Source organism: Dietzia alimentaria 72, from assembly GCF_000226215.1.
Classification (GTDB): Bacteria; Actinomycetota; Actinomycetes; order Mycobacteriales; family Mycobacteriaceae; genus Dietzia; species Dietzia alimentaria.
Genome location: NZ_AGFF01000023.1, coordinates 485689 through 498201, shown reverse-complemented (window position 1 = coordinate 498201; position 12513 = coordinate 485689). Strand labels below are relative to the sequence as shown.

The 12513-nt window shown below is 65.7% G+C and carries 13 protein-coding genes; 6 read left to right on the top strand and 7 right to left on the bottom strand.

From position 1 onward, the window contains the following. Window positions 1–151 precede the first annotated feature (151 nt). Together ahpD and ON04_RS11760 are read right to left on the bottom strand one after the other, a co-directional pair. Entirely contained in the window at window positions 152–676 is a 525-nt protein-coding gene (ahpD, locus tag ON04_RS11765; protein ID WP_010541822.1) for an alkylhydroperoxidase, AhpD family, read from the bottom strand. After that, on the bottom strand, window positions 673–1269 hold the full coding sequence (locus ON04_RS11760) for a peroxiredoxin (RefSeq protein WP_010541821.1): 597 nt from the start codon (window positions 1267–1269) through the stop codon (window positions 673–675). The genes ahpD and ON04_RS11760 overlap by 4 nt, the downstream gene beginning before the upstream one ends. 153 nt (window positions 1270–1422) lie before the next feature. On the opposite strand from ON04_RS11760, the gene ON04_RS11755 reads away from it, so the two are divergent. Next, entirely contained in the window at window positions 1423–2358 is a 936-nt protein-coding gene (locus ON04_RS11755) for a LysR substrate-binding domain-containing protein (RefSeq protein ID WP_029458313.1), read from the top strand. Here the strand turns inward: ON04_RS11755 and ON04_RS11750 are convergent. From ON04_RS11750 to gndA, 3 genes are read right to left on the bottom strand one after another with little or no spacing between them, the layout of a single operon-like run. Further along, window positions 2315–3262: a hypothetical protein gene (locus ON04_RS11750; protein WP_010541818.1), complete on the bottom strand. Its 948-nt coding sequence runs from the start codon at window positions 3260–3262 to the stop codon at window positions 2315–2317. The two genes, ON04_RS11755 and ON04_RS11750, sit on opposite strands and share 44 nt — an antisense overlap. Beyond that, complete coding sequence (locus ON04_RS11745; protein WP_010541817.1) at window positions 3259–4593, bottom strand: DEAD/DEAH box helicase; 1335 nt, start codon at window positions 4591–4593, stop codon at window positions 3259–3261. The genes ON04_RS11750 and ON04_RS11745 overlap by 4 nt, the downstream gene beginning before the upstream one ends. Further along, entirely contained in the window at window positions 4560–6032 is a 1473-nt protein-coding gene (gene gndA / locus ON04_RS11740) for an NADP-dependent phosphogluconate dehydrogenase (RefSeq protein ID WP_010541816.1), read from the bottom strand. The genes ON04_RS11745 and gndA overlap by 34 nt, the downstream gene beginning before the upstream one ends. A gap of 304 nt (window positions 6033–6336) precedes the next feature. Between gndA and ON04_RS11735 the strand changes: the two genes are divergently transcribed. Further along, complete coding sequence (locus tag ON04_RS11735; protein WP_010541815.1) at window positions 6337–7101, top strand: hypothetical protein; 765 nt, start codon at window positions 6337–6339, stop codon at window positions 7099–7101. A gap of 88 nt (window positions 7102–7189) precedes the next feature. After that, entirely contained in the window at window positions 7190–7606 is a 417-nt protein-coding gene (locus ON04_RS11730) for a PaaI family thioesterase (protein WP_010541814.1), read from the top strand. An 81-nt stretch (window positions 7607–7687) separates the two neighbouring features. Here ON04_RS11730 and ON04_RS11725 read toward each other — a convergent pair whose 3' ends face one another. Then, a complete protein-coding gene (locus tag ON04_RS11725; RefSeq protein WP_010541813.1) occupies window positions 7688–9121 on the bottom strand; it encodes an NAD(P)/FAD-dependent oxidoreductase in 1434 nt (477 codons plus the stop codon). Between the two features lie 229 nt (window positions 9122–9350). Between ON04_RS11725 and ON04_RS11720 the strand changes: the two genes are divergently transcribed. Next, window positions 9351–10664, top strand: coding sequence for a class I SAM-dependent methyltransferase (locus tag ON04_RS11720; RefSeq protein WP_010541812.1), 1314 nt, complete (start codon window positions 9351–9353; stop codon window positions 10662–10664). A gap of 39 nt (window positions 10665–10703) precedes the next feature. Continuing rightward, window positions 10704–11183, top strand: a complete 480-nt coding sequence (locus ON04_RS11715; RefSeq protein WP_010541811.1) for a nitroreductase family deazaflavin-dependent oxidoreductase — start codon at window positions 10704–10706, stop codon at window positions 11181–11183. A gap of 8 nt (window positions 11184–11191) precedes the next feature. On the opposite strand, the gene ON04_RS11710 is transcribed toward ON04_RS11715, so the two are convergent. Then, the gene (locus ON04_RS11710) at window positions 11192–11674 is read right to left on the bottom strand and encodes a MaoC family dehydratase (RefSeq protein WP_010541810.1); all 483 of its coding nucleotides are present in this window, start codon (window positions 11672–11674) and stop codon (window positions 11192–11194) included. Between the two features lie 64 nt (window positions 11675–11738). Between ON04_RS11710 and ON04_RS11705 the strand changes: the two genes are divergently transcribed. Beyond that, window positions 11739–12506: a thioesterase family protein gene (locus ON04_RS11705; protein ID WP_010541809.1), complete on the top strand. Its 768-nt coding sequence runs from the start codon at window positions 11739–11741 to the stop codon at window positions 12504–12506. Window positions 12507–12513: the final 7 nt, after the last annotated feature.

Below are 12513 nucleotides of genomic sequence, written 5' to 3'. Positions count from 1 at the left end.
TTCAGTTCAGTCACCCGCTCATCTCATGAAGCTACCGTTGTTCCCCTTGTTCCGGGGATGCGACACCAGCAACGACGTGTCAGGACAACGACGAGGCCCCGACGACGTCGTCGGGGCCTCGCGGTGTGGCACCACTAACGGTGGCGAGCTGTCAGATGTTGGCGTCGATTTCGACAGCCTGCGCGACACCCGTGACGGTGGCGGCGATCTTGACAGCCTCCCAGGCCTGCTCCTTGGTGAGGCCTTCCTTGCGGATGACGGCATCGTGGGCAGCGGTGCAGTTCTCGCAACCGTTGATGGTAGAGACCGCCATCGACCACAGCTCGAAGTCAGCCTTCTCCACGCCCGGGTTGGCGATGATGTTCATGCGGAGGCCCATGCGGACCTGCGTGTAGTCCTCGCCCAGAAATTCCTTGGCGCGGTAGGACACGTTGTTCATCGCCATGATGGACGCGGCACCGAGTGCGGCGTTGAACGCCTCGTCCGACAGATGTCCGCGTGCTTCGTCTGCGATCTCCGAGAGTACGGTCGCCGACTTGGTGGCGGCGGCCGTGGCGAGGAAGGTCCCCCAGAGTTGCTGCTCCGTGAGCTCAGTGGACCGAGCCAGCGAACCGAGATTCAGCTTGAGATCCTTGGCGAACTCCGGGAGACCGGACTTCAGGTTCTCGATGCTCACTTGATGCCCTCCTGCAGCATGTCCATCTTGTTGATGTTCTTGGTCGGGTCGTTCTTCTGCCAGTTGCAGGCACACACTTCGGAGGACTGCAGCGCGTCCAGGACACGAAGGACCTCGTCGACGTTGCGGCCCACGGCGTCCGGGGTGACCGAGACGAACTGGATCACGTTGTCCGGATCAACGATGAAGGTGGCACGATCCGCCACACCGTCGGCGTTCTCCACGCCGAGGTTCTGGATGAGTTCATGCTTGATGTCCGACAGGAGCGGGAACGGAACCGTCTTGAGTTCGTCGTTGGTCGCGCGCCAGTTGAAGTGCGCAAACTCATTGTCGATCGAACCGCCGAGGATCTGCGTGTCGCGGTCCTGGAAATCTTCGTCGAGCTTGCCGAAGGCGGCGATCTCGGTCGGGCAAACGAACGTGAAGTCCTTGGGGTAGAAGAAAATTACCCGCCACTTGCCAGCGTAGGACTGGTTGGTGATGGTCTCGAAGTAATCCTCAGGCTGCTGTGCGTTGACCTCCTGGAGGTCACCGCCTTTGAGCGCGGTGAGCTCGAAGTCGGGGAACTGGTCTCCGATGGTGAGAAGTGCCATGCGATCCTCCTGGGATTGGGTTGTTGTCGGACTGACACGTTCTACTATGCCCGACTCGCACTAAGAGGTAAAGCCTAATGAGAGTAAGATCACTTATAGCTACATGCGAATAATCATCGACTTTTGGCTATCGCCGTGCCTAGACTGATTGGTATGGCCGATCAACGGTTCGTTCCGAGCGTCATGCAGCTCCGAGTCTTCCTCGCGGTGGCGGAGCACCTCCATTTCCGCAGCGCCGCTGAAGAGCTCGGCATGAGCCAACCATCCCTTTCCCAGGCACTCGCGACGCTCGAGGACGGGTTGGGGCTTCATCTGGTCGAGCGAAGTACGAGGTCCGTCCTCGTCACGCCGGCGGGTCAACAGCTCCGTCCATACGCACGGACGGCTGTGTCCGCGATGGATGCCGTCTCCGATGCGGCTGCGGGTAGTGGTGGCCCGTTGTTCGGACCGCTGCGCATAGGCGTGATCCCCACGGCCGCTCCGTATCTGCTCCCGGGCCTGTTGCCCGCACTCGCGGAGCGGTTCCCGGACCTGCGGCCGCAGATCGTCGAGGACCAGACCGCGCGGTTGCTCGACGGACTCCGCAACGGGTCGATCGATCTGGCGATCATCGCCGTGCCGACCGAAGCGTCCGGGGTCACCGCCACTCCGTTGTATTCAGAACCCTTCGCACTTCTTGTCCCTGCCGGCCACAAGTTCGCCGATCGCAGTGATCTGCCACTTGAAGCACTCGTGGACCAGCCGTTGCTGATGCTCGATGAAGGGCACTGCCTCCGTGATCAGACGATTGACCTCTGCCGGCAGGTGTCAGCGCCTGTGCTGGGCAGGGGAGAGTCACGTGCCGCGTCACTGACCACGGCCGTGCGCTGCGTGGCGGGCGGATTGGGTGTGACGCTGGTGCCGGCATCGGCGGTCGGTCCCGAGAGTAAGGATCCCGCCATTGCGGTGGCGCGCTTCGCGGAACCCGAGCCCGGACGCACCATGGGGCTGGTCTTGCGAACGGCGACGGCGGGGAGCGAGGCGTACCTCGAGTTCGGTCGCGTCGTCAGCGAGGTTGCACAAAAGATGTTCGGCGCGACTCCGGAATAGCCCGGGCCTCTAGTCGCGTGACGGCGTCCAGGAACCTGTGTCTGAGCGCCTGGGTCCGTCGGATCCACAGGCGCTGGTGTTCCACGAACTCCGCTCGCCCCTCGGCAGTCTCCACCCGGATCGGATCAAGTCCCCATGAGGAGAGGTCGTAGGGAGACGATCGCATATCCACCTCTCGCGCGTCGAACGACGCGCGGAGTGTGTCCAGCAGTAGTTCGCCCGGGGCTCCGGCCTCCATCGCGGCGACGTGAGCGTACAGATCCATCCCGGCGTGTAAGCATGCAGGCTGCTCATTCCCGGCCTGACCGTCACGGGTCAGTGGCGTGAGATTAAGGGGCCTCGCCGGGCGGGTGAAGAAACGGAATGCGTCGAAGTGGGTGCACCGGAGCCTGGATTGGTCGATGACATCGTCGATCTCCGCAGGAGACACGCGCAGAGGGATCTGCTCGTGGCGGACGTCGCTGTCTCCGGCGCGGTAGAGCATCGCCCACTCGTGCAGACCAAAGCATCCCGTCGCGCCCGCGCGGGACGCAGTGGCGTTGACTATCGTCCGAGCCCTGTCGATCCGGGCCCCGCAGCGCTCTATTACTGAGTCCGCGTCAACTGCGAGTCCATCGATACCTCGGAATGAATCGCGACGGTAGTGTCGTCGGTCCGCCATCTCGAAGTGATGGGCGTTCTCGAGGATCACACCGGGCCCCGGATGCCACCGACGGATCGTGGCGACGCTCGTGCGGTAATAGGTGAACAGAAAGTCCACCACCGGATGAGGTTCTCCGCGTCTTCTGCGTTCGAGGTGGTCGGTTGTCAACAGGTCGACGGCGCGGATATGCCGCTCCTGTCTGGCTCTCCAGATCGTCTCCGGTATCAGCACCACGGGTTCAGCGGAGGTGTGCGAACTCACGACCGCCGCTTCTTCTTTGGCCGGTGGACACGCGACTGCGCCGGGCGTCGAGTCCGATCCCGCGGTGCAGGTGCCTGTCTCCGACGCGGGAGCACGATTTCCGGACCGAACAGGGCGTCGGCCTGGCGGTGCGACGTCGTGTGAGCAGTATCCAGGACCTCCACGGTCATGCCGACCTCGCGCGCCTGTGCGCTTATCCTCGCGACCTCGGAGGGTCGGACGATCGCGGCCACCACACCGGCCGCGGCGTCGCCTCGTCCCGTGCGGCCGGAGCGGTGGACCAGATCCTGCACGGAATGGGGCGGGCCCACATGGACGACGTGTCCCACGGCATCGAGGTCGAGGCCGCGCCCAGCGAGATCAGTGCTCACGAGAACTCGCACGGCTCCTGAAGCCAGATCGGCAAATGCTCCGGCACGCCGGGTCGGTGACGCGGAACCGGCGACTCCGGCCGCCGCGACCCCGGTCTCGCCGATCGAGAAGCGCAGCGGTTCGACGGCGTCCCGCCGCGGTACGAAGAACAACGCACGACGGCAGCGGGCCGCGAGTGAGACTGCGTACCCTTCCGGGTCGGCGGCGGACACTACTACGAGCCGACGGGGTGCGCCGGCGGGCGAGACGGAGGCGGTGGCAGCGGGTACGTCGGGGGAGTAGACGCGATGGACCTGCAGGTTCGGCCTCCGCGCACGGAGCAGGTCTTCGATGTCGGTGTCGGCCGTCGCAGTCGCGGACTGAAGGACAGCGTTGCTACACCCGTCGAGAACAACGGCTGTCTGCTCCCCGAAGGAGGGACCGAGAAGGTGGTCCGCCTCGTCTAGGACCAGGACACGGACGTCGGTGGTCGACAAAATTCGGGTGCGCATAAGATCGGCGAGTCGTCCGGGCGTCCCCACCGCGATATCCACGGGCGAAACTAGCGACCGCTTGTCACGAGTGGTCGGCTGGCCGCCGACGAAAGTAGCCACGCGCAGACCCGCGCCGGCACCCACCTCGGCGAGCACCTCGGCGTTCTGTACGGCCAGCTCACGGGTGGGGGCGACCACGATTGCTCGGGGTCGCCCCGGCACGCTGGGGGAGCCTGACAACATATGGACCACCGCGACCCCAAAGACCAGCGTCTTCCCGGAACCTGTCGGTGCGACCGCGAGCAGATCCCGGCCGGCCACCGCGTCCGGGAGCGCTGCCGACTGGATCTGGCTTGGAGCACCCTTCACGATGCCCGAGACGCTGTGCCGGACCGGGACCGCCACGCCGAGCTCGGCGAGCTGGCGGTCGAGATCCCCGGGGCGTCGGCCGTTCAGGCCCGGACCTCGGAACGGTCGCCACTCCACAGAGTGTGGAAACTACCTTCGCGGTCGGTACGCAGGTAGGTGTGTGCTCCGAAGAAGTCGCGCTGCCCCTGGATCAGCGCGGCGGGCAGACGCTCCGTACGCAATCCGTCGTAGTACGCCAGGGCGGCAGAAAATCCGGGCGCCGGAATTCCCGCGGTCACGGCGGTGGAGACCACACGTCGCCAGCTGTCGATGCAATCTGCCAGTGCCTCGGCAAAGTATGGCGCCGCCAGCAGTGTCGGCAGATCCGGGTTCTCGGCGTACGCCTCGCGGATACGGTCGAGGAACGTAGCTCGAATAATGCAACCGCCGCGCCAGATGGTGGCGAGATCGCCCCGGGCCACTTCCCAGTCATACTCGGCGCTCGCCGCGGTGATCTGGTCGAAACCCTGGGCGTAAGCGATAACCTTGGAGGCGTAGAGAGCTCGGCGAACGTCTTCGATGAACTCCGTTCCGGTCTCGGACGGCGTGGACACCGAACCCGCGGGCAGTGCTCGTCCGGCCTCTCGCTGCGGGACAGAGCTCGACAGTGCACGGGCGAAGACCGCTTCGGCGATGCCGGTGACCGGGACTCCGAGGTCAAGCGCGGACTTGACGGTCCAGCGGCCGGTACCCTTTTGTCCGGCGCGGTCCACGATCACATCGACCAGGGGCTGTCCCGTCGACGCGTCGACCTGCGCCAGGACCTCGGCGGTGATCTCGATCAGGTACGAGTCCAGTTCGCCCTCGTTCCATTTCCCGAACACTGCAGCCATTGCGGCGGGCTCGATCCCGGCAACCCCCCGGAGCAAGTGGTAGGCCTCGCCGATCAACTGCATGTCGGAGTACTCGATGCCGTTGTGCACCATCTTGACGAAGTGGCCCGAGCCGTCCTCGCCGATATGGGTGCAGCACGGCGTGCCGTCGACCTTGGCCGAGATGTCCTCGAGAATTGGCCCGACCACTTCGTAGCTGGACGCGGGGCCGCCCGGCATGATCGACGGACCCTCCAGCGCGCCCTCCTCGCCACCGGAGATTCCGGCACCGATGAAGCGGATGCCACGCTCGGCCATCGCCTTCTCGCGCCGGATTGTGTCGGTGTACAGCGAATTACCACCGTCGATGATGATGTCGCCCTCGTCGAACGCCTGCGCGAGCGCCTCGATGACGGCGTCCGTCGGGTCCCCGGCCTGGACCATCACCAGGGCCCGGCGAGGCGACCGTAGAGCGGCTGCGAACTCCTCGATGGTTTCCGTGCGGATGAAGGAGCCATCCGCGCCGTGTTCCTCGAGCAGCGCATCGGTCTTCCCGGCGGAACGGTTGTGCACCGCGACCGTGTAGCCGTGACGGGCGAAGTTTCGGGCGATGTTGGAACCCATGACTGCGAGTCCGGTGACTCCGATGTCGGCTGTCCCAGTGTTTCCGGAGGCGGATTGCGCTTCCTCGCGCTCAGTACTCATGCGTTCCAGAGTAGTCGACGGTGCCGCACCGCGTGGACCTGCGGTGATGACAGTGCCGCCGGCGCGGCGGAGCTGAGCGAAGGCTGTGTGTTTGCTGACAAGTCAGCCGTGCACTCAGTGCAATGATTGGCGTCTAGGGCCGTATTGCCTTGGAGATGAGGGCGGGTGTGTTGTAACACTTGTTACCGGGGCTGATGGCCGGGGTCGCTGCGGCACGGGGGGAACGTATCGCAGCGTGGGTCATCTCCACGGTACGACGTGAGTGGCTCGTAAGAGGAGAATCATCAAGGGGGAAAGACACGATATGACCAGCTCTACGCTGCCCGCGCAGCTGGCGGGTGCCCGCTCGGTGTTCGAGGACACGGTTGAGGTGCTCGGAGGCTTCAGGTCGGGATATCCGAAGTTCTACTCGATCGCGGACCTGGGCACGCAGTCGCGACGCCGTTGGGTGCCGCTCGAGCGCGCCGTGGACGGAGGGCGCGTGGAAATGATGTTCCGCAACTACTTCGCCGATTCGGGCGACATCCGATTCTCGACCTACCTGGTGGCCGAGGCGTTCACTCACGGGGTCCTGGGCCGCGCCGTGGCGAGCTTCGTCACAACCGGTCGTGTCTGGGACACCGGCGCCGAGAACATGTCCGTCCGCACCGATATCGAGGGTGGCCTCGATTGGGCCGGCGTCCACGACACCACGTTCCGTGTGCTCCCGAATGATCCCTGTGCGGGCGTGCCAGGAACGATCGTGCTGCCCTGCGAGCAGGCACTCGCGCAGTGGCTCGCGTGTCGCTCGCGCACCACTCTGGCGACGGTGTTCGAGGGCCTGGCGGAGGTGAGCAACTGCAGCGTCGACGCACTGTGGTCGACGGCGGGCGAGAGCGTGCTCGGAGCGGCGACGATCGTCCCTACCTTCGCCGGCACCAGCGCCGAGACCGGATACCGGCGAGGCCAGTACGTTCTCCAGGCCCTGCACGATGCCGGCCTCGCTGTCCGGCGTCGTAGTGGCCTGCCCCGCACGCCCGGTGCAGGACCTATTCAGACCCGTGACCGTGGTTGGCGCTCGATGCGTTGAGCCACCCGGACCTCCCGCGAGGTCGTCTCCGGTGCGGGTATGGTCACCTCCGGCTGCCCGGAGGGTCCGGGCCGTGGAAAGAGGTCCGATGTCCGACGGCGTGAGCAACGATTTGATCGAGATGGTCCGAGCCAATACCGGCGTCGGATTCGGCGGCGGGATCGGCATGGAGTTCGGAGAAGTCACGCCGGATCGAGTCGTGGTGACCGTAGAGATCGGTCCGCACCTGCACCAGCCATACGGCATCGTCCACGGGGGCGTCTACTGCGCGATCGTTGAAGAAGTCGCGAGCGTGGCGGGCGCGGTCTGGCTCGACGGCGAGGGCAAGGTTGTCGGCGTCAACAATTCGACAGACTTCCTCCGTGCGGTCACGGAGGGCACCCTGACGGCCACCGGTACACCGGTGCACCGCGGTCGTACCCAGCAATTGTGGCGAGTTGAGATCACCGATCACACCGGTCGCCTCGCCGCCGTCGGCCAGGTCCGACTCGCCAACATCCAGTAACGCACGCTGCCGCGCTCGGCACGAACAAGAAAAGACCCGGCGGGAACATCCCCGCCGGGTCTGCGTCGTGTCCGCTACTTGTCAGTCGACCGCGGCTGTCGACGGCTGTTGCATTTCCAGTCGTGACTCCTCGGCAGACCGGAGCGCGGCCGCGTCGTCGGCGGCGACGCGCTCCAGGGCTTGGCGTGCATACACCCACTGCTTGGTGGAGGTCAGTTGCGAGCGATGGTCGCCGCCCATGTGCATGCCCCACGAGAACATGGCCGTGAGGCGGTTCTTGAAGCCGATCAGGTAGGCGAGGTGGACGATCAGCCACATGACCCAGGCGATGAATCCCGAGATTTCGATGCGGCCCATCTTAACCACTGCGCTGTACCTCGAAACCGTGGCCATGGACCCCTTGTCGAAGTACTTGAACGGCGGTCGCTCAGAGGGAGTCTTACCCTTCTCGACGCCGGCGACGATCTGCTTGGCAGCGTACTTGCCACCCTGGATGGCCACCTGGGCGACGCCGGGTAGGTTGTCGAGGCTCATCATGTCGCCCACCACAAAAATCTCGGGGTGTCCTGGCAGCGAGAGATCCTTCTCGACGAGGACGCGTCCGGCGCGGTCGATCTCGGCGTCTGTCTGCTCGGCGAGTTGCTTGCCCAGGGAGCTGGCCTTCACACCGGCGGACCAGATCTTGCACGAGGCGTCGATCCGCCGAACTGAGCCGTCAGGGTCCTTGACCTCAATGCCGTGGTAGTCAACGTTAGTGACCATGGCGTTGAGTTGGATCTCGACGCCCATCTTCTCTAGTCGCGCCCGGGCCGCATTGCCCAGCTTGTTGCCGAACGGCGGGAGCACCGCGGGCGCGGCGTCGAGGAGGATGACCCGCGCGGAGGCAGGGTCGATGCGACGGAAGCTGTCCTTGAGCGTGTGCTGCGCCAGCTCGGCGACCTGACCCGCCATCTCCACGCCGGTAGGGCCCGCACCCACGATGATGAAGGTGAGCAGCCTACGGCGCTCCTCCTCGTCGTCTATGACCTCCGCCTGCTCGAAACATCCGAGGATGCGGCTACGCAGCTCAAGTGCGTCGTCGACCGTCTTCATACCGGGGGCCCAGCGTTCGAAGTGGTCATTGCCGAAGTAGGACTGGTTGGCGCCGGCGGCCACGACCAGGCTGTCGTATTCGAGGTCGAATCCGATGTGGCCAGCGGAGGCGTGCACCTTTTTGGCGGCTACGTCGATCTTGTCGACATCGCCTAGGACGACGGTCGCGTTCTTCTGATCACGCAGGATCAGACGCGTCGGCGGAGCGATCTCGCCAACCGACAGGATGCCGGTGGCCACTTGGTACAGGAGCGGCTGGAAGAGGTGATGTCCGGTCTTGGCCACCAGGGTGACGTCGACATCCGCCTTCTCGAGCTGCTGGGCGGCGAAGAGACCGCCGAAACCGGAGCCGATAATGACGACCCGGTGCCGGCGGCCGGCCGGTGCGGTGGCGTTGACCTGATCGGTTTCGGGCTCGGTCATGGCGGCTCCTGATGAGGCTCGTTCGTGGTTTGGGGCGCTGTGGCCTCGTTGGTCTGGGGCCCGCGTCGCGATGCGCGCGGGCACAAACATCCAGGATAGTGCTCCCAGGTACTACGTGCACACGTAGCAGTCCCGCGACACGGGCGACGTTCCCCCCGCCGCGCCTGACGGGGTCCTGCCAACGGCGGCGGTAGCGTCCGTGTGACGTGAGCCGCAGAGGAGGAGCCGGGTGGTCAGAGTCCAGCCGCAGACCGTCGACCTCGAGCGCTGGCCCGCGCTCGAGCCACCTGAGGGGATCGAGGGGCAAGCCGCCGGTCACGTCGCCCAGGCGCTCCGGAGATCCGCTCGTGAACTGGGTCTCCGCATCGACTATCCCGACGCGTCTGCGGCGGGGGAGTACGACGCCCCCGTGCGCGTGGTCCTGCGTGAACCAGATAGCTTCTGGGCCAGGCTGTCCTCGGCAGGTGTGGTGGGGCTGGGGGAGTCGTTCATGGCAGGCGAGTGGACGACTTCGGACCTCGGGCCGGCCATCGCTGCGCTCGCGCCCTGGATCGCGGCACACCCCGACTGTGCGAGTCCCGGGCAGCGTGCTTACGGGCGTGAGGGGCGTGGACCCGCCGGTGGTGGCCGGCGGCGTGGCGGCACCGTCGCGGTCGAACTCGAGGACTCGGTTCCCGGGACTCTGACTTCTCTGTACACGGACGAGACGATGTCGACCTCTGGCGCGGTCTTCGCGTCGGGGGCCCGAACGCGGACTCGGTTGAGAGACGGAACGGACGCGGTACACCTCGAGGCGCCGGTCGCCCCTCCACGGCGTACGGACCTCGGGGATGCGCAGCGCCGCTCCGCAGATACTCTGCTGACCCTCGCGGGGGTGGGCGCGGGATCGCGCGTCCTGGTAGCCACCCCGGGGTGGGGCGAGCTGCCGATGCGGGCCGCTGAGCGTGGAGCACGGGTACGGACGATGACGGGATCGACCGAGAGGCTGTCGGCGCTGGGGGCCCGGTTCGAGGCTGCGGACCTGGGTGATGAGATCACCTTGTTCCTGGGTGGTCCGACGGACGTCGGCGGAGCGGTCGATGCGGTGATCGCCGTAGATCCAGGCGCCAGTGCCGGTCAGGCAGGGTACTCGGAGGTTCTGCGAGTGGCCGAACGACTGCTCGAAGCGGGTGGACACCTGGCCGTTCACGCAGTGGTGTGTCCGGACCGGCCGACGCCCGCGTTGGTGGAACTCGCTGCGTGGGGCTCACGCTATGTCTCAGAGGCCGGCCCGGCGCCGTCGTGGTCGGACCTCGTGGACGCGATCGAGCGTTCGCCTCGCCTGCGACTTCGTGGCCGTGTCGAATCGACGGCGCACCACGCGGAAACTGTTCGGCTGTGGTCGGAGACCTTCGCGCTCCGGGGTCGTGACGCCGCCGCACTGGGGTTTGACTCGGTGTATCGGCGGATGTGGGCGTTTCACCTGGCGTCGACTGAGGCCGGATTGCGTCGGGGGTGGCTGGAGTCCGTGCAGCTTCTCGCGACCGCCTCTGGCGTTCCGTAAAGGGCCATCCGGGGCACCCCAGGACATAAGGTCTTCCGTATGAGTAATTTCCTCACCCCGGTGGCGATCTGGTTCGGGCGCCAGGACGCCACTCGCGAGAATTCACATCTCGTGGTGACCGTCGACTCGTGGATGTCTCGGATCTCCCGAGGCCGCGTCCCGTTGTTGCGGCTTGCGGGTCTGCCCACCCTGACTCTGCACGTTCCCGGGCGGAAGAGCGGCGCAGAGCGTAGTACCCCACTGCTGTGCTCATCCTGGGATAACGGGCTGGTGATCGTGGGGTCGAACTGGGGCGGGACGAAGATGCCGGCCTGGGTCCACAATCTCCGCGCCGCCCGCGAGGGGGATGTGGAGATGTCCGTGTACGGCGCACGCCTGGCTGTGGACGTGCGCGAGTTGGCCCACGATGAGCGTGAATCCGCCTGGGAGTCGGCGGTCAGGGTGTGGCCGAACTACGAGATCTATGCCGCACGCACAACCCGTGAGTTGCCGCTCTTCCACCTCACCCCGCGGTTGTAGATCGAGTATCAGCTGCGGCGGGCGATCATGTTCATCGCGGTCGCGGTGAGGACCGGGTCGCCGTCCTGGTTGATGAGAGTGACGTCCGTGGTGAGTACCCCGCGGTCCGGCTTTGTTCGTGAGGGCCGTACGCCGGTGGTCTCGCAGAGCAGGGTGAGTTGGTCGCCCGGACGCAGCGGTCGGACCCATCGGAGTTCGTCGATGCCGGGCGAAGCCAGGCTGGCGATGCTGGTCAGGTAGTTGTCGGCGAACAATCGCATCATGAGGGCCGCGGTTTGCCATCCGCTGGCGATCAGTCCGCCGAACGGGCCGGATGCCGCGGCGTCGGGGTCCGTGTGGATGGACTGGGGGTCGTAACGGCGTGCGAACTCCATGATCTCGTTGGCGTCCACCGATTCCACGCCGAATCGGTACCGGGCGCCCTCGGTGTAGTCCTCCAGAAACCTGTTGTTGAGGGGGGTGGCGAACTCGTCGAACGTGTCGTTCTGCATGGCGACTCCTCGTGTGATGTGTACGATTTCAGTTAATCATCATTCACCGACGGGAGGGCGAACGATGGCATATTTTGAGCGCGTCGGAGCTGACTCATTTCGCCCCACAGCACACGTCAGCGGCGCGTGGGACGAGTCGATGCAACACATCGGGCCGGCGCTCGGACTGCTCGTCACTCAGGTTGAGCGTGACCTCGCCGCACGTCGCGACGATCCCATGGTGATCTCCCGCCTGTCCTACGAACTGTTGGGAGTCGTCCCGATGGACGTCATGGATGTGGAGATCGAAGTAATCCGGCCGGGCAGGACCATTGAACTGGTGGAGGCTATGTATGGCCACCGCGACAGAGAGAGCATCCGGCTGCGGGCCTGGTTGCAGCAGCCCCGCGACACCACCGGTGTTGCCGGCCGAGGATTCGACGCCATTCCCGCGCCGGACGAGATGCAGCCGTGGGATCCCACCGAGCTCTGGAGCGGCGGCTACCTGGCATCCGCCGAGGTGCGACGGATATCTGATGTGCCGGGAAGGGCCCGCTACTGGGTGCGTACTGACGTGCCGCTCCTGGAGGGTGAGGAGATCAGCACGCTCGCGCGGATGGCCGGTCTGTTCGATATCGCCAACGGGATGGCGGTGCGGGTCGATCCGACGGCGGTGCACTATCCGAACATCGACCTGACCGCCCACCTGGTCCGCGATCCGGTCGGGGAGTGGCTTGGATTCGACACACGAGTGACGTTCGGTCCTGGCGGGCTTGGACTCACCGCCAGCGTCATTCACGACCGGAACGGACCGCTCGGTACGGTGTCGCAGTCGCTCACGGTCAGGCCGTGACCGCCTC

Excerpts from the sequence above, each read along its gene's own strand:
- ON04_RS11760 (WP_010541821.1), bottom strand. The coding sequence starts at position 1,269 with ATGGCACTTCTCACCATCGGAGACCAGTTCCCCGACTTCGAGCTCACC.
- ON04_RS11755 (WP_029458313.1), top strand. The coding sequence starts at position 1,423 with ATGGCCGATCAACGGTTCGTTCCGAGCGTCATGCAGCTCCGAGTCTTC.
- gndA (WP_010541816.1), bottom strand. The coding sequence starts at position 6,032 with ATGAGTACTGAGCGCGAGGAAGCGCAATCCGCCTCCGGAAACACTGGG.
- ON04_RS11735 (WP_010541815.1), top strand. The coding sequence starts at position 6,337 with ATGACCAGCTCTACGCTGCCCGCGCAGCTGGCGGGTGCCCGCTCGGTG.
- ON04_RS11730 (WP_010541814.1), top strand. The coding sequence starts at position 7,190 with ATGTCCGACGGCGTGAGCAACGATTTGATCGAGATGGTCCGAGCCAAT.
- ON04_RS11725 (WP_010541813.1), bottom strand. The coding sequence starts at position 9,121 with ATGACCGAGCCCGAAACCGATCAGGTCAACGCCACCGCACCGGCCGGC.
- ON04_RS11715 (WP_010541811.1), top strand. The coding sequence starts at position 10,704 with ATGAGTAATTTCCTCACCCCGGTGGCGATCTGGTTCGGGCGCCAGGAC.
- ON04_RS11710 (WP_010541810.1), bottom strand. The coding sequence starts at position 11,674 with ATGCAGAACGACACGTTCGACGAGTTCGCCACCCCCCTCAACAACAGG.
- ON04_RS11705 (WP_010541809.1), top strand. The coding sequence starts at position 11,739 with ATGGCATATTTTGAGCGCGTCGGAGCTGACTCATTTCGCCCCACAGCA.